The sequence below is a fragment of the Neobacillus endophyticus genome, assembly GCF_013248975.1.
In the GTDB taxonomy this organism is placed as follows: Bacteria; Bacillota; Bacilli; order Bacillales; family Cytobacillaceae; genus Neobacillus; species Neobacillus endophyticus.
The window spans coordinates 2,533,138-2,557,817 of the sequence record NZ_JABRWH010000001.1 but is presented as its reverse complement, the minus strand read 5'-3'; the positions used below and the strand labels follow the sequence as shown (position 1 = coordinate 2,557,817).

General features: G+C 40.0%; 19 protein-coding genes and 1 pseudogene. 4 read left to right on the top strand and 16 right to left on the bottom strand.

Features of this window, described 5'->3' with window-relative positions; genetic code table 11:
• Positions 1 to 11: 11 nt before the first annotated feature.
• Entirely contained in the window at positions 12 to 1,268 is a 1,257-nt protein-coding gene (locus HPT25_RS12455; protein ID WP_173064445.1) for a hypothetical protein, read from the top strand.
• 78 nt (positions 1,269 to 1,346) lie between these two features.
• On the opposite strand, the gene aroD is transcribed toward HPT25_RS12455, so the two are convergent.
• From aroD to HPT25_RS12415, 9 genes and pseudogenes are all read right to left on the bottom strand, one after another.
• Positions 1,347 to 2,126 (bottom strand): type I 3-dehydroquinate dehydratase, encoded by a 780-nt coding sequence (aroD, locus tag HPT25_RS12450; RefSeq protein ID WP_281368268.1) that lies wholly within the window; start codon positions 2,124 to 2,126, stop codon positions 1,347 to 1,349.
• Positions 2,127 to 2,159: 33 nt separating this feature from the next.
• Positions 2,160 to 2,615: pseudogene (locus tag HPT25_RS28695) on the bottom strand (shikimate kinase); the annotation flags it as partial.
• A gap of 313 nt (positions 2,616 to 2,928) precedes the next feature.
• Positions 2,929 to 3,318, bottom strand: a complete 390-nt coding sequence (locus HPT25_RS12445) for a hypothetical protein (protein WP_173064441.1) — start codon at positions 3,316 to 3,318, stop codon at positions 2,929 to 2,931.
• A 126-nt stretch (positions 3,319 to 3,444) separates the two neighbouring features.
• A complete protein-coding gene (gene nikC / locus HPT25_RS12440; RefSeq protein WP_173064438.1) occupies positions 3,445 to 4,344 on the bottom strand; it encodes a nickel transporter permease in 900 nt (299 codons plus the stop codon).
• Between the two features lie 15 nt (positions 4,345 to 4,359).
• The gene (locus HPT25_RS12435; RefSeq protein ID WP_173064435.1) at positions 4,360 to 5,367 is read right to left on the bottom strand and encodes an ABC transporter permease; all 1,008 of its coding nucleotides are present in this window, start codon (positions 5,365 to 5,367) and stop codon (positions 4,360 to 4,362) included.
• 141 nt (positions 5,368 to 5,508) lie between these two features.
• The gene (locus tag HPT25_RS12430; protein WP_173064432.1) at positions 5,509 to 7,116 is read right to left on the bottom strand and encodes an ABC transporter substrate-binding protein; all 1,608 of its coding nucleotides are present in this window, start codon (positions 7,114 to 7,116) and stop codon (positions 5,509 to 5,511) included.
• A gap of 46 nt (positions 7,117 to 7,162) precedes the next feature.
• A complete protein-coding gene (locus tag HPT25_RS12425) occupies positions 7,163 to 8,131 on the bottom strand; it encodes an ABC transporter ATP-binding protein (RefSeq protein ID WP_173064429.1) in 969 nt (322 codons plus the stop codon).
• A complete protein-coding gene (locus tag HPT25_RS12420; RefSeq protein ID WP_173064426.1) occupies positions 8,112 to 9,125 on the bottom strand; it encodes an ABC transporter ATP-binding protein in 1,014 nt (337 codons plus the stop codon). The genes HPT25_RS12425 and HPT25_RS12420 overlap by 20 nt, the downstream gene beginning before the upstream one ends.
• A gap of 232 nt (positions 9,126 to 9,357) precedes the next feature.
• Positions 9,358 to 10,122: a MerR family transcriptional regulator gene (locus tag HPT25_RS12415; protein ID WP_173064423.1), complete on the bottom strand. Its 765-nt coding sequence runs from the start codon at positions 10,120 to 10,122 to the stop codon at positions 9,358 to 9,360.
• 261 nt (positions 10,123 to 10,383) lie between these two features.
• On the opposite strand from HPT25_RS12415, the gene HPT25_RS12410 reads away from it, so the two are divergent.
• A complete protein-coding gene (locus tag HPT25_RS12410) occupies positions 10,384 to 10,797 on the top strand; it encodes a DoxX family protein (RefSeq protein WP_312857286.1) in 414 nt (137 codons plus the stop codon).
• Between the two features lie 57 nt (positions 10,798 to 10,854).
• On the opposite strand, the gene HPT25_RS12405 is transcribed toward HPT25_RS12410, so the two are convergent.
• From HPT25_RS12405 to HPT25_RS12390, 4 genes are all read right to left on the bottom strand, one after another.
• Positions 10,855 to 11,202 carry a nitrous oxide-stimulated promoter family protein gene (locus HPT25_RS12405; RefSeq protein WP_173064417.1) on the bottom strand — a complete coding sequence of 116 codons (348 nt, stop codon included), beginning with the start codon at positions 11,200 to 11,202 and terminating at the stop codon, positions 10,855 to 10,857.
• A gap of 103 nt (positions 11,203 to 11,305) precedes the next feature.
• Positions 11,306 to 12,211 carry a Gfo/Idh/MocA family protein gene (locus HPT25_RS12400; protein ID WP_173064413.1) on the bottom strand — a complete coding sequence of 302 codons (906 nt, stop codon included), beginning with the start codon at positions 12,209 to 12,211 and terminating at the stop codon, positions 11,306 to 11,308.
• A 78-nt stretch (positions 12,212 to 12,289) separates the two neighbouring features.
• The gene (locus HPT25_RS12395) at positions 12,290 to 13,075 is read right to left on the bottom strand and encodes an arginase family protein (RefSeq protein WP_173064410.1); all 786 of its coding nucleotides are present in this window, start codon (positions 13,073 to 13,075) and stop codon (positions 12,290 to 12,292) included.
• 204 nt (positions 13,076 to 13,279) lie between these two features.
• Positions 13,280 to 15,607, bottom strand: coding sequence for a bifunctional diguanylate cyclase/phosphodiesterase (locus tag HPT25_RS12390; RefSeq protein WP_217269699.1), 2,328 nt, complete (start codon positions 15,605 to 15,607; stop codon positions 13,280 to 13,282).
• 267 nt (positions 15,608 to 15,874) lie between these two features.
• Between HPT25_RS12390 and HPT25_RS12385 the strand changes: the two genes are divergently transcribed.
• Entirely contained in the window at positions 15,875 to 19,312 is a 3,438-nt protein-coding gene (locus HPT25_RS12385) for an efflux RND transporter permease subunit (RefSeq protein WP_173064404.1), read from the top strand.
• Positions 19,313 to 19,509: 197 nt separating this feature from the next.
• Here the strand turns inward: HPT25_RS12385 and HPT25_RS12380 are convergent, their stop codons facing one another.
• The gene (locus tag HPT25_RS12380; RefSeq protein ID WP_173064401.1) at positions 19,510 to 21,069 is read right to left on the bottom strand and encodes an NAD(P)H-hydrate dehydratase; all 1,560 of its coding nucleotides are present in this window, start codon (positions 21,067 to 21,069) and stop codon (positions 19,510 to 19,512) included.
• A 111-nt stretch (positions 21,070 to 21,180) separates the two neighbouring features.
• Here HPT25_RS12380 and HPT25_RS12375 point away from each other — a divergent pair, with 111 nt between their 5' ends.
• Entirely contained in the window at positions 21,181 to 22,170 is a 990-nt protein-coding gene (locus tag HPT25_RS12375; RefSeq protein ID WP_173064398.1) for an NADPH:quinone oxidoreductase family protein, read from the top strand.
• 150 nt (positions 22,171 to 22,320) lie between these two features.
• Here the strand turns inward: HPT25_RS12375 and purU are convergent, their stop codons facing one another.
• Positions 22,321 to 23,199: a formyltetrahydrofolate deformylase gene (gene purU / locus HPT25_RS12370; RefSeq protein WP_173064395.1), complete on the bottom strand. Its 879-nt coding sequence runs from the start codon at positions 23,197 to 23,199 to the stop codon at positions 22,321 to 22,323.
• Between the two features lie 265 nt (positions 23,200 to 23,464).
• A complete protein-coding gene (gene cyoE, locus HPT25_RS12365) occupies positions 23,465 to 24,382 on the bottom strand; it encodes a heme o synthase (protein ID WP_173064392.1) in 918 nt (305 codons plus the stop codon).
• Positions 24,383 to 24,680 lie beyond the last annotated feature (298 nt).

Here is a 24,680-nt window from a genome sequence, read left to right as displayed (position 1 = left end):
GAGGACGAAAGATGAAACGTATTCGGACATTGCTCATTATGGTTTTCATCATTTGTTTAAGTATTGGGCCCTTTTATATTTATTCAAATGCGGCGGCAGCAAAGGAATTTCCTCAGTTTTATATAAAAAAAGAGGCTGGGGATGATAAAGAAATTCGCTCATTAACACTATCTGGAAATCTCGCATTAGGTGGCGTCTACGAACCTGTCACCATTTCGGCATCTGGGTCGCGATATTATAGTCAGCTTTCGTTTATGGATCGTTTTAAAAGCATTTTTCCATCCAACGATGGACTAGATGATTACCGTCATAAATATAGAAGCTTTATGCGCGGGAAACAAAATCCGGCTTCTTTTTATGAAGATTCCAGATTCCTTGTCTTTTCCGGCCTTGAATATAAACTGACTAATCTAGGAATGCAAAATTGTACCTTTACCATTGCACAATTGAATAAGGTGAGTCATGCTGAATCCAGTTTTCAAGTGAAGGTTCCACAAGATAAAAACTACAATTTTATAACTATATCAAATGTTCAGAAACATGACGAACAACTTGATGTAATTACGAACAATGGCGTTTCCGGCAATCAATCGGATACACCCAAAACGGAAATTCACCGCTATCGTTTTGATTTAAAATATCAAAAACTATTGAGTGACAAAATAATTTTCTCTGCCCCAAATTCTGAAAATAATATGCAGAATAATATCCATGATCTTAATTCAACAAACGTGGCAGCAACTGAAGGCTACTATCTTTTCATCAAGGAGAGCCGGTCGATGTTACAGGATGGGGGGAATGGAGAAAAACCCGAAGATGTGAACCAGGAAATATATGCCTATCATTTTACTACAGATACCGTCCAAAAAATTTCCTTACCTCAGGAAATGATCGGGAAGAATCCCGATACACCAATGATCTATATCTTTCATGGACCAATGATTTATTCTGAGGAAACAGATTCCAAAGGAGTAAAGGTATTGGGTTACAATTTCGAAAAAGGCAAAATGGACAAGCAATATACTTTTTCAATAGATGAATTGGATGATAAGACTACAACCAATATGGAAATCAAGAATAATCGGATATACCTTTTATTGACCAATCACGATCTATTAGGCAACACGGACATCCTCACAAATTATTTTTTAGTAGCAGACCTAGAAAGCGGAAAACTGCTCTACAAAGGAAAAATCATCCCAAAAGCTACAGGTCAAAACAGCAGCAGCTTTATTAACAATGGTTCCCTTAACCTTCAATTACCATAATTGAGCTAGAAAAGAAAAATGTGAAAAAATCACATGGTGCCTGACACCATGTGATTTTTTCACATAGATTGCTTGAAGCTATTGATTGGAATGGATTAGATTTAATGTTTGCCGTAGTTCTTTTACGGATACTTGGCCAGGGGCGGATGGTTTGAGTGCTGAGCCGAATGTTAGTGCTGAGCCAAATATTTCGCCGGCCAAGCGGCTGATGACACCTTTTCCTCCCATTGACATGGTGATGATGGGAGTTTTTGCATATTGCTGTTCCATGATGTTGGTCGCTTCCAGTAATGTTAGAACGTCAGCTGCCGTATGCGGCATGACGGCCATTTTCGGCAAATCGGCACCCAGTTCCTGCGCCTTTTTCAAACGGTGAAGGATTTCCTCTTTTGGAGGTGTTTTTTCAAAATCATGATTGGAGATAATTACAAAAACATCATGTTCTTGAGCTGTTTTAACCGCTTCTTTAATTTGTTGCTCATTATTAAATAATTCAATGTCAATTAAATCCACTGCTTCTGTTTTCACTATTTCCTTGTTAAGCTCAAAATAATAGTCTGAACTGATTTCCTTTTCGCCGCCCTCCCGTTTGCTTCTGAATGTAAAAATGAGCGGAATATCCTTCAAGATGGAGCGAATGACGATCAGCGCCTCTTTTACTTTTGAAATATCTTCAACATCTTCAAAAAAGTCGGCCCTCCATTCTACTAGGTCCAGATCGATCGTTTTAAAAAAAAGTGCTTCTTCCTTTAGCTCCTCTAGTGAACTTCCAACCATTGGTACACAAATTTTAGGAGCCCCTTCTCCTATGATCACTTCCCGGACTGATATGGATTTCTTTTTCTTAACTTTTTGCAAGGATAGACCGAAACGCTCTTTAAGTTCCGATACAATTTGTGCGGCAGCCTCGTTTGCCCCCAAATGGTCGACATTTATCTTCACATGATGATTCGCATAAAACTCCTGCCGTTTAAGAAAAAGCTCCCCCATTTCTTCTAACGTCTTCCCTTGTAATACCGGGCGGCTTTCAAGAATTAAATTCAGTCGTTTCTTCCATCCTTCAAACGATAAATCGAGGTAAATGACTATACAGGATTGTAGGCAAACTCTTCTGATTTCCTCTTGGTTAAAAGCTCCTCCGCCCACTGAGATAACTTTATTACTTTTCTCAGCTAAGCTGGTAATCATGCTTTTTTCTCTTTCTCTAAAAGCTTTTTCCCCCACTTTGGCAAAAATGCTCGTAACCGGCATATTGAATTCTTTTTCAATTTCTTCATCTATATCGATAAACTCACGATTTAGCTGCTCTGCAACTAACTTCCCGACCGTCGTCTTTCCAGCGCCCATGAATCCGATAAACACAAGACTCTTTGCTGCATTTTCCAAAATACCAATTCCCCCTATATGTATAGCTTGCTAAATAATGATTATATATTATCACTAATTTTATAATACATCATAATTTTTCGTAAGATACAAACTATTCTAGCAATTAGTGCCTGACACCCCTAAAGAAAACTCGCCGACTGGCGAGCCTGTTAGGGTGAAGACAGAGGCTTAGTTGCACTTTTGCCTGATAGGAAACCTTCCTATCGGACAAAAAAAAAGGCCCTAGTGGACCCTCCATACTATACTTGTTTGTTTTTTAGCCTCAATTCTATTAGTCTGCAAATGTGTAATCTTTATTATTGAAGACAGTAGATGGGAGATTGTGGCCTGCTGAGTCTGCAAGGAAGGAGTAGACAAGTGTGTCTTCAATATCGTCTTCGCTTCCTCTAATGACTACATCCAGAAAATCTTCTGGTGCAAAGTTTGGCGTAAATAAGACAACTTTTGTTGTCTGATTAGGTGCAAGCGAAACAACAGTGCGGGAGATTTCAACTAGTTCATTTGCAGTTGGGAAGAAAGTGTTTGGGCTTCGCTTTACAATGACCAATACATTTACAGCATGATGTGTGGAATCATTATTAAGCATAATGTTTAAAGCTGTTGGAACAATTCCGTTTTCCGAAACGGGAACACGGAACACCCCTGTTGATTTATGAGCCATTTATATCACCTCCTTTTTTCTCTCTATATATAAATAATGTAAAATATTCATTTTTGTTTGGACAAGTTCAGTAGGGAAAAAAACCATTTTGCAAATTAAAAAGACTCAGGGGTCCTGAGTCTTTTTTTATTGTTTCATTTTCGGATCTAATACATCCCTTAATCCGTCCCCCATGAGGTTAAAGCCAAGTACGGTAAGCATAATGGCGATCCCCGGGAAGAATAATGTCCATGGAGCTTGTACCAGATATTCTTTGGAATCGGCCAGCATTTTCCCCCACTCCGGCGTTGGCGGCTGGGCACCTAATCCAAGGAATCCTAAAGCAGCTGCCTCTATGATCGCTGATGCTATGGCCAATGTTGCCTGGACAATAACCGGGGAAATACTATTCGGCAGAATATGGTACAGAAGAATCCGAGAATCCTTCATACCGATGGCCCGGGCCGCCATAATGTATTCTTCCTGCTTGACACTTAGAACCTTTGAACGAATCAAGCGGCCAAAGTTTGGAATGTTTATAACCGCAATGGCGATTAAGGCATTTTGCAATGATGGGCCGAGAATGGCAACAACCGCAATGGCCAGTAATATACTTGGAAAGGCGAGCATAACATCAAAAACACGTGAAATGATCGTATCCACCCAACGGCCATAATACCCTGCCACAATCCCGAGCAGTGTTCCTACGATAACTGAGCCTAACACTGAGAAAAAACCAACCCATAATGATATTCTTGCGCCATATACAATACGGGAAAAAATATCCCGACCAAAATCATCTGTTCCAAACCAATGTTTGCTTGAAGGCGGCTGCATCCGCTCGGTCAGTGTTTGTCCATCATAACTGTATGGCGCCACTAATGGGGCGATTACGGCCAATACAATGAAAAAGACAACAATAATCAGGCCCACCACCGCCAGGCGGTTTTTATAAAAGGATTGCCAAGCTTCTTTCCATGGAGGAGTCACTTTTTCTTCGGCAGATATTGTTGGAATATCCACTGTATTTTTTACTACTTCAGCCATTTTTTTATCCCTCCATTATTTCGTAAACTTAATTCGCGGATCAACAAATACATACAAGAGGTCCACAATTAAATTAATGAATACAAAGATGGCAGCAATAATTAAGATTCCTGATTGAATGACAGGGTAATCACGATAACTGATGGCATCAAATAAATATCTGCCTATTCCCGGCCAGCCAAAAATTGTTTCTGTTAAAATTGCGCCGCCAAGGAGCAGCCCGGTTTGCAGACCAATAACTGTCAACACCGGAATAATGGCATTTTTAAAAGAATGCTTATACACGACCCAGAACATTCTAAGCCCTTTTGCTCTTGCAGTCCGAATAAAGTCAGACTTCATTACTTCAAGCATCGTAGCTCTAGTCATCCTTGCGATAATTGCCATTGGAATCGTGGCAAGTGCCAAGCTCGGCAAGATTAAATGCTGGAGCACCACCCAAAATTGATCAAATCTTCCTTGCAGTAATGTATCAAGCAAATAGAGATTCGTCATCGCGTTAACGGGGTCTCGGACATCTTCCCTTCCAGTAGTCGGAAGCCAGCCAAGTTTAATTGAGAAAGCCCATTGCTCCATCAAGCCAAGCCAGAAAATCGGCAGAGACACTCCAATTAGTGCCAATACCATGGCTGTATAATCAAACCATGAATTGGAGAACCAGGCACTAATCACACCAGCATTGACACCGATGATAATCGCAATTAACATCGCAACAATCGTTAATTCTAGGGTTGCCATCAGGTAAGGCCAAATTTCTTCATTAATAGGGCCTCTTGTTCTTAAGGAAATCCCTAAATCGCCATGAAGCAATGATTTAATATATTCGAAGTATTGTATGTACCAAGGTTTGTTTAAACCCAATTGTTCAGTCAGCGCCTTAACTGCTTCTTTTGTGGCTCTTTGTCCAAGGATGACCTGTGCAGGATTTCCTGGAATAGCATGGATAATGGCAAAAACGACGAGTGTCATACCTATTAATACGGGGATCAGAGAAAATAATCGGCGGACTGTATACGTAAGCATCCTGCTCACCTCTTTTTTAAGAAAATTTTAGCTCTGTTGACTTCAAGCACACTCAACAGGGAGGCAAAATCAAACACTAACTTTCAACAAAGCATTTGGTTTAAAAAGGGGAGGCAAAGCTCCTCCCCCCTTTTTCCTGTATTATTTAAATTCCACTTTACTCAATACTTCAGATCCGGTTGGATGCGGAATGTAATTTACTACGTCTTTAGATGCAGCCAATAATGGTGTAGAGTGAACAAGCGGAACCCATGGAGCATCATCGTGAATGATAACTTGCGCTTGCTTGTAAAGCTCATTGCGTTTTGCCTGGTCTGTTTCCTGCTGAGCCTTAATTAGCAGATTATGCACTTGATCATTGTTGTAACGTGAGTAGTTGTTGCTGCCGATGCTGTCTTTGTCCAGAAGGGCATATAAGAAGTTGTCAGCATCACCGTTATCGCCTGTCCATCCGAGCATATAGGCATCAAATTCACCTTTTGCTGCTTTATCCAAATATGTTGCCCAGTCAACGGATTGAATTTTGGCCTTGACACCAATTTTGCTTAAGCTTTCTTGGATAACCTCAGCCACTTTCATTCCTTCAGGCATATATGGACGTGCAACTGGCATTGCCCATAGATCCATTGAGAATCCGTTTGGATAACCAGCTTGTTTTAAAAGGTCTTTCGCTTTTGCTAAATCATATGGATAATCTTGAATATCGTCGTTATATCCTTCTATGGAAGGCGGCATTGGGTTTTTAGCCGGAACTGCCTGACCGCCATAGAAAGCGTTAATAATTGCTTTTTTATCTATTGCATAGCTTAAAGCTTGGCGCACAAGCTTATTATCAAATGGCTTACGAGTTACAGTGAATCCTAGATAGCCGACGTTCATGGATGGACGTTTAATAATTTGTAGATTTGAATTTGCTTTAACCGTTGCTTCATCGGAATTATTTAATCCATCCATCACGTCGATTTCGCCATTTGCCAAAGCGTTAAGACGTGCGGTATTTTCAGGAATCACACGGAAGATAATTTTATTTAACTTAGGCAGTCCTTTTTGCCAGTAATTAGGGTTCTTTTCAAGAACGATGCGGTCGTTTTGTTTCCATTCTACAAATTGGAATGGACCTGTTCCAACCGGATGTTCTCTGAATTTGTCACCCCATTTTTTCACAGCTGTCGGGCTGGCAATTCCAAATGGTGACATGGCCAAGTTTTTAAGGAATGGAGCCATTGGATGTTTTAATACAAATTGAACGGTATTTTGATCAATTGCTTTTACGTCTTTGATAACATGCCCAGCGTCTTTTTTGTATCCGCCAAACATAGTGTAATAAGGGAACTGTTTGTCATCGCCATTCATCCAGCGATCAAAGTTGAAGACTACTGCATCTGCATTGAAATCTGTGCCATCTTGGAATTTAACACCTTGTTGAAGATGGAATGTATAAGTCAAACCATCAGGAGATACTTCCCAGCTTTTAGCAAGTCCTGGGTGAAGTGTTGTATCCTGTTCGCCATAATTTACAAGTGTTTCAAAAATATTAATGGTAACCTTGAACGTTTCCCCTTCAGTTGTAGTGATTGGATCTAATGAAGTGGAATCGCCGCCGCGGCCATATACAAGCGTGTCTTTTTTGGAGCTGCTGCTTGAGTTGCTGCTTTTTGTACCGCTGGTCGATTTGCTGCCGCAGCCTGCTAAAAACATGCTGATGGCAAGAAGAGAAATCAATAACCATGTTACAGAAATTTTCTTCATAAGCTTTTTAAAACCCCCTAAATGTATTTATCATAAGTGCTGCAGTCTACTCTGAATATAAGTGGCATGCAACATAATGACCATTAAGATTGTATTCTACTGGCCTTGTGGTTTTACAAATATCCATGCACTCGCTGCATCTTGTATGGAAGGCGCAGCCTGAAGGCGGATTAGCAGGACTTGGCAGCTCACCTTCAATTAATATCGTTTTCTTCTTTAAGTCAGGGTCCGGTATAGGAACAGCTGACAGAAGTGCCTTTGTATAAGGATGCATAGGATTTTCGTAGAGTTCTTCGCTTTCGGCTAATTCTATTAATCTACCTAAATACATGACCCCTACACGGTCGCTGATATGCCGGACAACGCCGAGGTCATGGGCAATAAAAATATAGGTAAGCTGGAATTCTTTCTGGATATCTTTCATGAGGTTCAACACCTGGGCTTGAATAGAAACATCCAGTGCTGATACTGGTTCATCAGCAATAATCAGCTTTGGTTTTGTCATCAATGCTCTGGCAATTCCAATCCGCTGACGTTGACCGCCGCTGAATTGATGCGGATAGCGTTTGGCATGATAACTGCTTAACCCCACCACTTCGAGCATTTCCTTCACCCGTTTTTTACGTTCTTCTTTTGTTCCAATTCCATGGACAATGAGCGGTTCTTCGAGAATCTGCTCGATGGAATGCCTTGGATTTAACGATGCATAAGGATCTTGAAAAACCATCTGGATATCCCGGCGGATTTTTCTAAGCTCCGTTTTTGAAAGGCTCGTAATCTCTTGATCTTCAAAAACAATTCTGCCATCGCTCGCCTCAATTAAACGCATGAGCAGCCTGCCCGTTGTAGATTTACCGCATCCAGACTCGCCCACGATTCCCAATGTTTCTCCTTTTTTCACATAAAAAGATACATCATCAACAGCTTTTACTTCTCCTTTTACTCTTCCTAGAATGCCGCCGGTAATAGGGAAGTATTTTTTAAGTCCATTTACTTCAAGAAGTAACTCCGACACGATTTTCACTCTCCCCCTTCAATGTATGTAGGAAACACCGCACTTCATGTCCTTCTTTTTCCAATGCATATAATTCTGGTGATTCTTCATGGCATCTTCCGAACACTTCAGTACATCTTGCTGCGAAGCGGCAGCCTTTTTTAACAGACCCAGGCAGTGGAACAGTTCCCGGAATGCTGTAGAGTCGGTCTTTTTTGCCACGCAAGTCTGGAACTGATTTCAATAATCCCTTTGTATAAGGGTGCTGAGGATTTTTTAAGATGGTCCGGACGTCACCATGTTCGACAATTTGTCCTGCGTACATGACGATTACTCGCTCACAGATTTCAGCTACAACTCCGAGGTCGTGCGTTATAAGGATAATCGATGTATTCGTTTTTTCATTCAAATCTTTCATAAGGGCAAGAATCTGAGCTTGAATGGTCACATCAAGCGCCGTTGTTGGTTCATCGGCAATCAGAACTCTTGGGTTGCAGGCCATCGCCATCGCGATCATGACCCGCTGCCTCATTCCACCTGACAATTGATGCGGATATTCTTTTAAAATACCTTCGGCTCTTGGAATGCCTACTAGTCGTAATAATTCAATGCATCGGGCTTTGATCTCTGCTTTTGAGAGATCAGTATGTAATTTAAGCGCTTCCATCAATTGATTACCAATAGTGAACAGCGGGTTTAAGGAAGTCATAGGCTCCTGAAAGATCATGGAAATTTGATTCCCACGAATTTTCCGCCATTCTTTTTCGGAAATATTATTTAGATTCTCTCCTTCAAAAACGATATCCCCATGCTCGATTTTACCTGGAGGTGATGGAATCAGCCCCATGGAGGCCAATGAAGTCACACTTTTCCCACTTCCCGATTCCCCCACGATTCCGAGAATTTCTCCTTCTCTTAATTCAAAGCTAACCCCGTCTACTGCAGGCAAAAGTTTTTTCCCGGATTGAAACGAAACCTTTAAATTATTAATTTTCAAAATAGGTTCCTTACTCACATTTCCACCTACCTATTGTTATAATAGTCAGATTATCTAAAAATATAATAATATAATAAATTTTTAAAAAATTATACCCTGATATTATTTTTGCTTTTTTCGGTAAACTTGTCAATCATTAATTTTTAAACATAAATTTTCCATTCATGGAAACACAAAAGGTGCCTGACACCATAGGGGGTGTCAGGCACCAAAACTATTTTATAAATATCATTTATTTTGCATAAATATTCTATTTCTTTATTCCAGTATAAATGTGAATGGCATCTCTTAGAAATTCTGCTGTTCCTGGTTGTTCTTTGTCGTAATATGCTTTAAATCTTTCATCGTCTACATACATTTGTGCAAGACCTGCATGGGCTTCTTTGCTATATTCGCTCCAATAGTAGGTAAGCCATTGTTTATGGAGGTCCGCCGCGTTTTGTGCCATTTCCCCAGCAGGATCCCCGGTTTTGTAAGCTTCAGTCAGTGTTTGTTTTACCTTTTTCTCTAGTTCTGTCACTTCATCAAACTGTTCCTGCGTCATGTTTAGGACTTTTGCATTCGACTTATCAACAGCTTCGCTTCCATATTTCTCACGGATTTCTTTACCGTACTTTTCCTCGTTATCTTCAACCATTTTGTTCTTAAAACCTTCAAACTTTTCATGATCCGACATTATTATTCTCCCTTCTGTCATTGCTATTGTTTTTTCAACATTAGCAATTAATAAATCTAATTGTTCTCGTTTTCCAAGGAGCTGTTCCCGATGGTCCCGAAGTGCCCTGGTGCTGTCAAAGGTCGGGTCTGTTATGATGGACTTTATATTTTCTAAGCTTACACCCAGTTCTCTGAAAAATAGAATTTGCTGTAGGCGGTCGACTTCTTTCAGCCCATAGATTCGATAACCAGATGAATTGATTCTCGCCGGCTTAAGAATCCCAATTTCATCATAGTACCTTAACGTCCTGGTGCTGATTCCCGCCAAACTGGCAAGCTTCTGTACCGTATATTCCAATTGTTACACCTCCTCACAACCTAACGATACACCTTCACGCAACGTCAAAGTCAACCACTATTATGCCTATTTTGTTATGAAAAAGGCCTTATTAAACTTAGCTGGCAATTTCCGCACCAATCATGAAATGAAATAAACAACATCGTGCATGAACAAAGCCTATAATAATCAGGATTGTCCTCCACATACGGACAATCGTCCATCGATGGTGTCAGGCACCAACAAAAAAGCACCAACCAAATAACCAACAAAATTTAAGTCATGGTTTCTCCATTTGCCAGCATAGATTGTTATCAAGGAGCGTGGACAAACATGAATACTTCTTTTTCGGTGATGAGGCTGATCCGTTTTGCGGTGGCTTTTGTTTTTATTAGTTCTGGTTTGATGAAATTTTTTAATGCGGAGTTAGCGGGTCAGTTTCTTAGCTTGGGGCTGCCATATCCGGATACGATGCTGAATCTTGTTATTTTCCTGGAGATTGGCTGTGGGACGTTAATTTTGTTTAATAAGTGTGTTAAAACTGCCGTGATTCCGTTAATAGCTATTATGGTTGGGGCGCTGTTCCTCACGAAGTTTCCTTATTTAAACGATGGCCTTTTAGCTTTTGCTTTTTATTCAAAATTGGATGTGGTTATGCTGACTTTACTTGTTGTTTTGTATAGAAGTTACCATTAAAACATCAAAAGGTGCTTGATCCACATGAAGTGGAGCAAACACCTTTTTGTTTGTTTTTTATCTATTCTTTGTTCGGCTTCCCCAGCCATTTAACAGATGCAGTACAGAATAGACAGGATGGTACAGCAGCATCCATGGGCCGGCGAAGCGCATGACCACTTTCATTTTTTCACGGTATTTTGGTTTATAGCAGTGAACTTTACAGTTGGAGCAAGCAGTCTTTTCTTCACCAAATTGGCAGAGAGACAGTCTCAATAATGCATAATTTTTCAACTCCTCACAACTCTTACATACCCCCTCATGCTGGTGTTTTTTACTGCAATAAAGTTCTATCATTTCCTTAACGATTTCTTTTTCCTTTTGGATTTTGGGGCCATTGTTAACATCAATTAATTGTCTTTTCATGTTAGTAAACCCTCCTTAAGATTTACTAAAAACATTCCTCTTAATTGAACGATACCATATGCCCTTCTTAATAGTTGGGATAATATTAACAAATTCCGTACAATTACTTTATTAATAATTTTCCTATTATTTCTTCACATATTTCATGTGTTTTTAGCGCGTCTTGAGAGGAAATGGCAGGTGTCGAACCCTCACTGACAGCCTGAATAAAGTCTTCTACCATTGAGAAAAAGCCTCGTTTCACCAATGTTGGCTCCCAGTCATCGCTGCGGACTTCAATGTTCTCCAACCCTTTTGAAACCGTCAACTGCGCCACATTGACTACCGTCTTTTTCTCATGCGGTCCCATCACTTGTGCAATCTCCTCATTTGTTCCATTATCCCGGTTCATAATCCCGATGGCCGTCGCACTAGGAGATACGAATTGAATGACGACATGATAAAGCATGTCACCCTCCATCCGTCCATTCACAAGTAATTGTTCAATCGGGTAAGGGAACAAATATCTCATCGTATCGACGACATGAATGAAATCATCAAAAATAAAAGCCCTTGGCTCACCAGGAAGCCCTTTTCGGTTTTTCTGAACAATCACCATATTCGGTTCTGCTGTCTTTTTCAATTCTCCGTATGTAGGAGTATATCTTCGGTTAAAGCCGGTCATTAAAATTAAGCCTTTTCCCGTTGCGAGATCGGTCAGCCTTTTGGATTCAGCATAATTGTCCGCAATCGGTTTATCGACAAAAACGTGGATATTGTGTGTTAATAATTTCTCTACAATTTCTGGGTGTGCAGCGGTTGAAGAATGTACAAACGCACCTTGTATACCGCTGTTTATCAGAGATTCCAAATTATGATGGAGATTGGCAAACCGGTACTGCTCGCCGATGGTTTTAAGTTTTTCCTGATTTCTTGTATAAAAATGAAATTCACTTCCTGAGATCCCCCCATAGACTGGAAGGTATGCCTTTTTCGCAATATCACCTAGCCCGATTACACCAAATTTCATACAAGTACCCCTCTCTATTGTCTTCAGTACTTATAACATACACCTCAGCCGAAGCCTGAAACAAGTAAATAGTAATGCCTATGCACTTCTGGTTTGAATTTGAGTTCCTTTAAGGCATGTCTGTAAAATTTGTAAATTTGCTCGTTCATTTTTTTGAATAATGGATTGATAGCGTGGGACCAATAAGTCCACAGGAGAGATTGATGCTTCCCCGCAAATATCAATCCCTTGTGCCTTTTTATATTTTAAAATCATTTCAAGATAATGAGTTAAGTCAGCCAGACTCATGACTCCCTGGTCCCAGTTTGTCGAAGCTTCAGCAGTATTTAAAACGTCTTTATCAATACTGATGTATACATTTTGTGTATGAATGACGGAAAGAATGGCCTTTAACGAATATTGATGTCTGCCATTAAACGGAAAGAGAATAACACGTGGATGGTGAACATGGTGTTCTAATTCAGCGGTAGGGCCAATGATGACAACCTGTTTCAATAATGAGATATCCCGTAAGGCATGTGATACCCATGAACCGCAGGAGAGCACGCTTTCACCCCTATCTGGATTAAGCTCTAAATCTGGATGGTTATCAAATAAAACCATAGAAAAAGGTTCCCAAATTTCTTTTAGCAATAAATAGGTGAGATAATGATAATTCCCGCTTCCGATAAAGGTAATTCCTTTTTGGCTCCTTTTGCCAAGTTCACTGCTTAACTGTGACAAGGCATGATCCTCACAAAAAAGATTCACATGATGAATTTGCCGAACGTCAATATCCTCATGCGGGAGCCTTTGCAGCCTTTCTTGAGCAAAATAAGTCTCATCAAATTCAACAATACTAATTCCTTTTCTTAATAAACCCAATTCTTTCATCTCCTTAAGAACGTTGTAAAAATTGGTGTCAGGCACCACACGTAATTACTCAAGTCACAGATAGGTTACTAGAGAAGTAGAAATTATTTTGTTTTATTATTCTATTATTTTAACTCTGCGGTTATTATATTTTCGAAGAAAATGATTTTGGGTGCAAAAAAAAGGCTAGAATTTACCAGCCTTTTTATGATCACATTATGAGCCATTTCTTTTCGCTAATATTTCATTTTCTAATTCGGAAGCGGCAATCGGACGGGAGAAATAATATCCTTGCAGCTTACCTTCTATGTGCGAATTGACGAAGTCGATTTGTTCTTCTCTTTCAATACCTTCGACAATCACATCCAAGTTCAAGCCCTTTATAACTTCAAATAGCCCGGATAATAAAATAGCATCAAATTTCTCTGCAGGGATTTTAATAATAAAACTGCGATCGATTTTGATCGTATCCACCGGAAGTTCTTTTAAAAATAACAGAGAGGAGGTACCTACTCCAAAATCATCCAGCGCAATTTTGACTCCTCGCTTCTTTAGTTCCCCAGTGAATTTTATTATTTCATTTAAATAATGCTCAATATCGCTTTCAGTGATTTCGATTTGAAGCATGGAAAGCGGAAACTGGTATTTATTTAGAACATGATCAAGTTTTTCGATAAAGCTGTAATCTTTCATCTGTGACTTAGAGACATTGACAGACAAAGTGAGATGGAAACCTTGTTGATGCCATTGTTTCATTTGCTTAACAGCTTCCTCCAAGACCCACATCCCAATCGCCGGCATTAACCCGGATTCTTCCGCGATCGGGATGAATCTTGCCGGGGAAATGATTCCTCTTGTTGGATGATTCCAGCGCAGCAATGCTTCAACACCGGTTATTTGTTTGTCACGTCCATTAACAATAATTTGATAGTATAGCTCTAATTGATTTTTAAATAAAGCGGTTTTTAAATCTTTTTCCAGTTCCAGTATATTTTTATAACTATTGGCATTGCTTAAATCATGGTAGAATTGCACTTTATTCTTCCCATTGCGTTTTGCTTCGTACATGGCAATGTCGGCCTTTTGCAGCAGTTGTTCTGCTGTATCCCCATCCTGCGGAAAAATACTGATACCAACACTAGCAGTTACATAGGTTTTGAAGGAATCCAGCTGATATTCCCTTCCGACCTCCTGCATAACGGTTCGAGCAATTTCTTCTAATTCCGATTTATCAAAGGTTGGCAGCAAGGCAACAAATTCATCTCCGCCATAGCGGGCCAATAGTCCATTATTCTTCGCTATAATAGGTTGGATACGTTCACAAACGCTAATCAACAAAGCATCACCGACAGAATGTCCTAAAGAATCATTTACCCATTTAAAACCATCAAGATCGAAAAAAAGGATGGAAAATGGCCCCTGCTGAATCTCAATTCTCTGATTCAGTTCTTCAAAAAACAAATAGCGATTCGGAATACCCGTAAGCTGGTCGTAGTAAGCCAGGTTAATAACAGCATTATGTTTTTCTTCAAGGGAGGAAAGCATTCTATTAATAGAATTTTCGAGGTTGGCCAGTTCATCACGGTGGCGCTTAAATAATTTAATTCTTGCATGAATGTCTTTTTTGTCTTGGATATCATCTAACTGTCTCGATAAATCATGAACCCGCGAAAGGATAAAGCGATTTAAGAGAAAGATAATGAGCATAATCAGAAACAAAGTAGACAAAATGATATAGAAAAATAGTTGCTTAATATTCGCTTTTTTCTGGAGATAAAAATCCCGTTTCACCACAAGATTGATGACGTAGGAAGCCTTTTTCGTATAATCGGACAAATAAAGTGATCCCTTTATTTTAGTCTCACTTATAGGTTCTGCAATTACTTTAAAAGACGCTGTCTTCTTTTGGTAATGATGAAGAGAAAGATTAACTGAGAGATTTTCTCCCAATTCATTCACAAGATTATGATCCATTATTCTTCCCATTATAAGTATTCCAGGTGATGGACCATCTCCATTGCCTCTGTATATTTTTTGAAAACTCGACATGGTTAACCCCAAATCCGTATTTACTAAAACGGTATGGTTGGTCACATCAGCATTTTGCATAATTGGAATAAATGTCTCTGCAAAACTCTTATTTAATTGAATCGGTTTATGTGTGGCAGTATCATAGCCCTTTTGAAAAAAAACTTTTCCCTGATTAGTCAAGAAAACAAGAAAATCAACTTGATCATTCTCAAACGTATCATTACTAACATTCACTTTGGTGAAATTAGGATATTTACCAGTCATATAAGAATAAGCATCGTCCCAAACAGCCCAATCCCGATTGGTCCCATTCAAATTGTCCATTTCTGTGATAATAGTATTCTTTACATCCGTCAGCTCTTTCATTGTATTTGTTCGATCCAATGTCAATGAATCCTTAAATAAGTATGGTTGTAGAACCGAAGATAGAAGTGCTAGAAAAAGTAACATCGTGCTGCTTACCACTAGAAGTGTTTTTACTTTTAGTTTCATTTTTCTCTGCCTTTCAATCATGAACTATGACAGCTGATTAATCAAAAACTATCAATAGCAGATAATGGATTATCCTTATTAAGAGCATGTTGAATTTTGTCGATTTTTAGCTATTTATAGAACAATTTTACCATGAAATTTTCGAAACTTTTATAGTAATATTTACATATTTTAAAAAGTTGCAATTCCCGAAAATATGGAAACAAAAACTATTGAATTCATGCTGTGGAGCTATATAATTAATACAGTTGATTACAATTTACCTATCACTTAAAAGGAAGTGGCTTTGTGAGTTTTTTTACAAAATTCTCTTTAAAAAATGCAGGCCTTATTTTTATTATCATCGCTCTCATCTTTGGTGGAGGCATTTATGCAACCGCAACGATGAAGCTGGAGCAGTATCCAAATGTGGATATTCCCTACTTATCATTCAATGTCTCATATCCAGGTGCAACGCCATCCCAAGTATCCGAGGATGTGGGCAAACCTCTTGAAGATGAACTTTCTACATTAACCGGTTTAAACAACCTATATGTCGTATCATCAGCAAACAGCGCGAACGTCATTATGGAATTTTCCATGGAAGCCAGTATGGAAAAAGCACAATCAGATGTAAATGAAGCATTGGCAAAAGTGAAATTACCTGATACGGCAAAAGCATCCGCAGTTCAAAAACAAGGACCAACTTCCCAGCCTATCTACATGTTTGCAGTAAAAGGAAATGGTGAGAAATCAGACCAAGTGCAAGCATTCATCGAAGATCAAGTTCAACCCAAATTGTCCGATATTCCAGATATCTCAAGCGTAACTGTTTACGGCACGACCGATAAACAAGTAACGATTAAAATTGACCCTGACAAATTAAAAAAATATAATTTAACACTTGATAAAGTGAAACAAGCCATACAAGCTAGCAACCTGTCAGCACCGACTGGCCAGGTGACAATGAATGATAAAGACATGGCTGTTCAGGTAGGAAAACAACTTAATTCTCTAGATGACATAAAAAACATTTCCATCATGAACATTACCCAAAACACGAAAGGGATGGAAGATGCTTTCACCTCTATTGGCGATGGATTTAAACAAATGGGTGGCGCCATTGGTAGTCTGGGAAAATCGGTGGGGATGACCTCCAAACAGGCTGAATTATTACAACAGGAAATTCAGCTGACAACCGGTATCAACCAATTGGCCGCCGTGATGCAGGCAGATCAGGCAAAACTCCAAGGGCTCGCTGCAAACCCTAAACCTACTCAGGAAACAGCTCAGGAAGCCCAAACATTAAAGGTGAAATTACAGCAGGAACAGAGCAAGCTTACACAACTTCAAGGTGCTCTGAAACAACTGCAGACTGGTATTGATCAAATCAGTAAGGCCAATGAGCAAAATCTATCGTCCATGGCAAACAACAGCAATACTGCCGTAAAACCGTCAACAAATTCAAGTACAACTCCAAGCATGACGATCAATACTGTTAAGCTAGGCGATATTTCAACAGTGACATACGAACCGACTGCACAGGCGAACATTACAAGACTAAATGGAAAGCCTGCATTAGTCGTCGGAATTCAGCCGAATGTCGGAGCCAACACAGTCGCGATTGTTAATAATGTGAAAGCAAAATTGAAAGAAATCACATTGCCAAAAGGCTATGAGATTTCTACAATCCGTGATGAGTCCGTCACCATTTATCAATCTGTTCAATCCATGCTGCGTGAAGCCTTATTCGGGGCCCTTTTAGCAGCCGTCGTCACTTTGCTGTTTTTGAGAAATTTTCGGACAACTATTATTGCCTTGTTATCTATCCCTTTATCCATTTTGGTCACAATGGTTTTCTTGAAACAAATGGATTACTCCTTAAATATGATGACACTAGCAGCTATTGCTGTTGCAGTCGGCCGTGTAGTGGATGATAGTATAGTTGTGATCGAGAATCTGTACCGCCGGATTCTCCTTTCCAAAAAAGAGGAACGAAATGCAAGCTTTGTTTTATCGGCAACGAAGGAAGTCGCATCAGCTATTACATCATCAACCATTACTACGATCGGGGTCTTTATCCCATTGGCATTTGTACCGGGAATTGTCGGCAAGTTCTTTGCCCCGTTTGCCTGGAGTGTGGTCATATCCATTGGCTTCTCACTCATCATCGCAGTGACGGTCATTCCGGTTTTATCGAGATTATTTTTACTAAATTTAAAACCAGTGGAACATCGTGAAACGCTCCTGCAAAAAGGTTACAAGAAAATACTTGTTTGGTCGCTGAATCATAAAGTCATTGTCATCGGATTAAGCATTTTATTATTGGCTTCCTCCATCTTGTCCGTAAAAAAGGTACCAATAAACTTTTTCCCGCAAGAGGCTTCGATTTATTATAATGTTAACACTGACATGCCGGTTGGAACTTCAATTGAAATAGCAAATTCCATTGCTGCTCAGGTGGAGAAAGTACTTGAGGATACCAATCAGGTTGCCAATTATCAAACTACTGTCACTGCAGGCCGCTCTAATATTCAGGTGACCTTGAAAAATAATGCCGATGCCAGTAAATTTGAGGACGATGTTCGTAAACACACTACTGGCTTTGGTAAAGATTTCAATACAACCCTTACCGCAACTGGAAACATCACTGGAGGCGGCGGCCTTGTCATGATCGTGAAAGGCGCGAGTACAAACGAATTAAATAAAGCTGCATCAGACTATGTAAATGCGATTAAAAATATCCCTGATGTTGCTGAGGTCACTTCAAATGTGAAGGCAGTCAGACCGCAAATTTCCGTCAAAATAGACAATGACAAAGCCGCCCAAAACGGACTTTATCAAGGGATGATAGCCAGTTCGATCCGAGATATGCTCAGCGGATCGACTGTCACAAATGTGGAATTAAATAAGAAAACAACAGATGTAAATGTTCAGCTTGACACTGAAAAACTGGATTCACTTGATAAAATCGGCGATTTGAAAATAACAAACTCGCTTGGAGACGATATTACGTTAAGAAATATAGCAACGGTGCAAATAACCAATGGCCCTACTTCGATCCAACGGTTAAATAAACAAGACTATGTATCGATTAACGGCAAATTCACATCCGACAACAGTGCTCAGGTTCAAAAGCTGATCAAGCAAAAAGTCGCCACTGTAAAAGTGCCTAAAGGTGTAAGTTATTACTTTGAAGGTGAAGCAAAATCGATAAGTGAAGGTTTTAGTAACATGTTCCTGGCAATCGGTATTAGTATCGTTTTAGTTTATTTAGTCATGATGGTCACATTCAGTGAAATGCTCGCTCCATTTGCCATTCTTTTCTCTTTGCCATTTGTTTTTGTCGGTGTGATTTTTGGTTTATTGTTAACCCATGAATCACTCGGAATGCCGGCATTAGTAGGGGTATTAATGTTGATCGGAATTGTTGTAACAAATGCGATCGTCCTTGTTGATAAAGTTAAACAAAATGAGGCAGCCGGAATAAACCCGCTGGATTCCCTTATTGAAGCAGGCGCCGTCCGGATTCGTCCGATCTTAATGACAGCTGTTGCTACGATTGGAGCATTGACACCGCTGGCTTTGTCAACAGATGGCGGACTCATTTCCCGCTCCTTAGCCATTGTAGTTATTTCCGGTTTATCCACATCAACTCTATTAACACTTGTCATCGTACCGGTGATGTACTCTATTTTAGATAGAATTAGGAGAAAACTTTTTAAACGGAATTCAGTGGAATCCTAAATTAAAGGGTTATCGGCGTAAATGCCGATAACCCTTTTTCTTGAGCCATTCCCAGAGTTGTAATTTCTTTTGGGCTCTGGCCCCAGATTTAGCTATTGGTGCCTGTTAAGGGATAGTGAAGAATTTCTTTCCATGAAACGCTGCTCATGGACAATATGATCCTCTTTTGGTGACCGATATAAAAATTCATTTAGCCACTAAACGGAAGGAAGTATCAAGTTTAACTGCTCTCTCACTCCATCAATAATATCTAATGGCGTCACGCCGTAATGGGACAGTACTTTTGCCTTTTCTTCCCCGGCCCTCGCATGCAGATAGCTAGCGGCTATCATCGAATGAATCGGCGTGGCACCTTGCGCAAGAAAAGAGGCAATTACCCCTGTCAAAACATCACCGCTACCGCCTTTTCCTAGAGCATCATTTCCATGTGGATTGATATAAACTTCTCCATCCGGTGTAGACATAATGGTTCGGTGACCTTTCAACAACAAATAGACATTATATCTTTCAGCAAAGGATTTTGCGATTTCAATTCGCTCTTCCTCCACTTCTTTTACCGTTTTATTCAATATACGCGCCATTTCTCCAGGATGCGGTGTAAATATAACCTTCCCTTTGTATTCCTTGATGACATCGAGATGGTTTCGTAATAAATAAAGGGCATCGGCATCTATAACAAGAGATTGCTCTTCCAGTTCAGCCAAGAACGACTTCATCCATTCTTCTCCATTGAAAAAACGCCCCATTCCTGGACCAATTGCAACACTATCAAATTGTTGCAGCTTCGGGCCTAACTCATCCACCGCTCCTCCTGTAAAATGGCCATTTTCATCTGCTAATGGTAAAAATAACGATTCCGGATTTTGAGCTGCTGCAATCGGATAAATGCTTTTTGGGACAGCTAAAGTAACTAAGCCAGCACCAGACTTAATGGCAGCCTTTGCAGAAAAAATCGGGGCTCCCACATATGGCATTGATCCTCCTATAATCAAAGCATGGCCGAATGTACCTTTATGTCCATGTTTAGGACGGGCCGGCACCGCGGCTTTTGCAAGTTCCGTAGTCAGAACCCCTGGCAACTTCAAACCCAATTTTGATGTGATCGAAGTAGGTACTGAAATATCAACAGCCTTCCAATCTCCTACATATTGCGGGCCTTGATTTAAGAAAAATCCCTTTTTTGGAAATACAAAGGTAACCGTCATTGTTGCTTTGACGGCATGACTCTCTACCTTCCCAGTGTCACTGCTTACACCAGATGGGATGTCTACAGAAACGATGAGTTTTTTTCCTGCAAACTTATTTATCAATAAAATCACTTCATCGAAGGGCGCACGAATAGCGCCGGAGATCCCTGTTCCCAACATAGCATCTACTATAATATCCGCCTGATTTAATTCAGCTACAAGTATTTCCCATGTATCTTCACCAAGAACGACAAAGGGCAGCCCCCGGTTTATGTAGACATCAAGATGCACTTTTGCATCTCCCTTTACCTGCTCTGGCACTGAAAGTAAAAATAATACCGGATTCAAGCCCAAATCAAATAATCGGCGGGCAATGACAAAGCCGTCTCCGCCATTATTTCCCTTACCTGCAAGAACAATGATTTTGGGTTTGTCACGAGAAGAACTCTTTACAATTTCATCGACTACTTTCGCTCCGGCATTTTCCATTAACACAACACCTGGCAATCCGAGTTTTTCCATCGTATACCGATCCATTAGCTGCATTTCCTTTTGTCCTGCTGCAAACATAAGAAATCCCCCCTCGCCATTATTATAGGAAACTTTTAGCAGTATTGCACTGACAGGCTTATTCATAATATTGTATGATGGAGGTAAAATTGGAACTGGGAGGGAACCATTGTGAAGGAAACATTTAAAGCTTTTATCGTCAATAAAGCGGATACGGATTTTACGACAGGTATCCAAAATCTTACGTTTGATAAGCTACCAGAAGCTGATGTTTTAATTAAAGTAGCCTATTCAAGCATTAACTATAAGGATGGCTTAGCAAGTATTCCAAATGGAAAAATTGTCAGTACATATCCATTTGTTCCCGGAATTGATTTAGCTGGAACCGTGGTTTCATCTGCTGATCCGCGCTATCAAGAAGGTGATCTTGTTATTGCGACAAGCTATGAGATTGGAGTTTCACATTATGGCGGATTTAGCGAATATGCCCGGATTCCAGGAGACTGGATTGTTCCATTACCGGATAATTTAAGCTTGAAAGAAGCGATGATTTACGGGACAGCAGGATTTACGGCAGCACTTTCGATTCAAAGATTGGAGGAAAACGGCTTAACTCCCGAAAAAGGTAAAGTGCTCGTGACTGGTGCTACCGGAGGTGTCGGCAGTCTTGCTGTTGCGATGCTTGCGCAAAGGGGCTACGATGTTGCAGCAAGTACCGGAAAAGCTTCCGAGCAAGAATTTTTACTTAAACTTGGAGCGAAAGAAATTCTGTCCCGTGAAGAGGTGTTTAATGGAAAAATAAAGGCCTTGGACAAAAAGATTTGGGCTGGTGCAGTGGATCCAGTTGGCGGAGAGCAGCTTGCTTCTATTTTAAGCAAACTTCAATACGACGGCTCTGTTGCTGTATCCGGTCTGACAGGTGGCGGAAATGTTCCAGCTACCGTATTTCCATTCATTCTCCGCGGAATCAATCTGTTGGGGATTGATTCCGTTTATTGCCCGATGGATGTCCGTGAAAAGCTTTGGAGCCGAATGGCTTCAGATTTAAAACCGAAGCTATTAGAGGATATTGCCAAGGAAATTAGTCTTGAAGAACTTCCAGAAGCCCTATCTGTGATTTTAAAGGGGCAGGCAAAAGGAAGATTTGTTGTCAAAATATAACCCTGAAAACTATTTTCACGTTACCAGATCTTTTAGGAGGGTGTAAATCTTATATATCCTGGTATGCTCTTTCCTCAATGAACCAACCATACATGCTCACACAGAAAAAGAAGCAGCACATGCTGCTTCTTTTTCACGCGTACATTAACACTATGAAAAAACAATCGTTTTATTTCCGTAGGTCAAAACCCGGTCTTCGATATGCCATTTAACTGCGCGGGCCAATACTGTCCGCTCAATGTATTTTCCTATATTTTTTAGATCTTCCAGCTGGTCACGATGGTTTACCCGCTGTACATCCTGCTCGATGATCGGACCTTCATCCAGTTCATCTGTGACATAGTGGGCCGTAGCACCAATCAGCTTTACGCCGCGCTCATATGCACGGGCATATGGATTTGCCCCGATAAACGCCGGCAAAAAGGAATGGTGGATATTGATAATTTGATTCGGGAATGTCCTGGTAAAGTCTGATGAAAGAATTTGCATATATCTGGCAAGAATGAGGACATCCGCTTTATATTTTCGAACCAATTCAATTTGCTGTTTTTCTACTTCAGCCTTATTTCCTGCTTTTACTGGAAGATAGTAATAGGGAATATTCATTTCTTCCGCAATTCTCTGCATATCTGGATGATTGCTGATTATGACTGCAAACTCGGCATCGAGATGTCCTGCCTTTTGCTGCCAAAGAAGCTCCCATAAACAATGGTCTTCTTTAGAGACAAAAATCGCAACCCGTTTCTTTTTGCTGGCCCGTTCCAAACGCCAATTCATCTTAAAACGCTCGGCTAATCCCTGAAACTCATCCGAAATTTTGTTACTATTTATTTCATAATCCTCAATATCGGCTTCAATTCTCATAAAAAACATACCGCCGATTGGATCGGTTGTGTGCTGATCAGATTGGACAATATTGCCCTTATATTGAAACAAAACTTGCGAAACTGCTGCGACAATCCCAGGCTGATCCTGACATGAGATTAAAATACGCACCCGTTCGATTTTTTCAGTAGAATAATTCACCATAATACTCCTCCAAAATGGAGCCCTAATAAAAAGGCTCGTCTTGTTGCATTTTTCTCATTCTACCACTTTTATTTCAAAAAATGTATTTGAATTTTCTAAATCTACATAAAAAATCCACTGAATGCCCTGCGTCTATAAAGAAAACTCTCCGATTAGCAACCTCTAAGGACGATGAAAGAGAGGGAATAGCAGAGAGTTCCTTTCCTATCAGCAAAAATGAAACAGCCTCCCTGACCGCAATATATACGGTGGGAGGCTGTCCTATTTAAATCGTAAATATGATCATCATCAGAAACATAACAGTAATATAATTAACAGAATACAGGAAGTTAACATGAGCCCATTTCATATCGTCTTTTGTAAAAAATCCATAAAGACTTACTGCAAGCCAGCCAACATTAAGCAATGTGGCTAGAACAACAAATACTGAACCAAACGTTAGTAGAAAGAACGGGATTGGCAACAGACTAGCAATATAAACAACCATCAGCCGCTTTGTAATTCCAAATCCGTGCACAACCGGAAGCATGGCAACATTTGCCGCCTTATATTCCTTCCATTTCTTCATCGCAATGGCAAAAGTATGCGGCATTTGGAAGATAAAAAGAAGCAGTGCCAGAACGATCGGAACAAAATGAAACCCGGGATCTACGGCTGTCCAGCCGATCAAGGGTGTAACTGCTCCAGAAATACTCCCCACCACAGTGTTAAGAGTATATTTCCGTTTGGTCCACATCGTATACATAATGACATAAGTCACCCAGCCAATAAATCCATATACAACGGCATCCATCGTCGTAAATGCCAATAAAACAAACCCAAGTACAGAAATAACAATCCCTAATGTTAAAACTGCCTTGAGAGAGAAATGGCCCGTAACCGTCGGCCGATTTTTCGTACGGTCCATAATGGTATCAATATCAACATCATACCAGTTATTGATGACAAGCGCTCCTGCCATCACTAATGTGCCGCCTATTAACGTTAATAAAAACAAATCTAAATTCTCCATGAAAGAAGCACCTGTAAAATACAGCGCAAGCCAAAATCCTGTAAAGATCGGCAAGGCATTTGCAATTAACACAGGTCCTTTAAAAAGCAGCCTCAGGTCTGAAAACAAAGTGGAACTCGATAATGCTGAATCTCTGCCATTCTCAGCAGTAACGATACTTTCTTTACTCATTTTATCACCCGCTCATATTTTTTAACGAAATGCTATACGAAGGCATAACCTCTATTTTACCGACTAGACACAAAGTGCCATCTACAATGTCATTTTAGCATATCTTCTATCTTAACATATTTTTTAATGTTTCAACATCAAAAATAAGGATAAATAAAAGAGTCTGCCCCACGCCTCGTAAACGTTGCGGTGAACAGACCCTTATTACATTCTTTAATTTTGCAAACTCCAAATAGGAGAACAGAACTCTTTCTCTTTTTTGGCACTCCGCAAACTAACTTAGAACGCTTTTCCCTAT

Excerpts from the sequence above, each read along its gene's own strand:
- HPT25_RS12455 (WP_173064445.1), top strand. The coding sequence starts at position 12 with ATGAAACGTATTCGGACATTGCTCATTATGGTTTTCATCATTTGTTTA.
- HPT25_RS12445 (WP_173064441.1), bottom strand. The coding sequence starts at position 3,318 with ATGGCTCATAAATCAACAGGGGTGTTCCGTGTTCCCGTTTCGGAAAAC.
- nikC (WP_173064438.1), bottom strand. The coding sequence starts at position 4,344 with ATGGCTGAAGTAGTAAAAAATACAGTGGATATTCCAACAATATCTGCC.
- HPT25_RS12435 (WP_173064435.1), bottom strand. The coding sequence starts at position 5,367 with ATGCTTACGTATACAGTCCGCCGATTATTTTCTCTGATCCCCGTATTA.
- HPT25_RS12430 (WP_173064432.1), bottom strand. The coding sequence starts at position 7,116 with ATGAAGAAAATTTCTGTAACATGGTTATTGATTTCTCTTCTTGCCATC.
- HPT25_RS12410 (WP_312857286.1), top strand. The coding sequence starts at position 10,384 with ATGGTTTCTCCATTTGCCAGCATAGATTGTTATCAAGGAGCGTGGACA.
- HPT25_RS12405 (WP_173064417.1), bottom strand. The coding sequence starts at position 11,202 with ATGAAAAGACAATTAATTGATGTTAACAATGGCCCCAAAATCCAAAAG.
- HPT25_RS12400 (WP_173064413.1), bottom strand. The coding sequence starts at position 12,211 with ATGAAATTTGGTGTAATCGGGCTAGGTGATATTGCGAAAAAGGCATAC.
- HPT25_RS12390 (WP_217269699.1), bottom strand. The coding sequence starts at position 15,607 with ATGATTGAAAGGCAGAGAAAAATGAAACTAAAAGTAAAAACACTTCTA.
- HPT25_RS12380 (WP_173064401.1), bottom strand. The coding sequence starts at position 21,069 with ATGTTTGCAGCAGGACAAAAGGAAATGCAGCTAATGGATCGGTATACG.
- purU (WP_173064395.1), bottom strand. The coding sequence starts at position 23,199 with ATGGTGAATTATTCTACTGAAAAAATCGAACGGGTGCGTATTTTAATC.
- cyoE (WP_173064392.1), bottom strand. The coding sequence starts at position 24,382 with ATGAGTAAAGAAAGTATCGTTACTGCTGAGAATGGCAGAGATTCAGCA.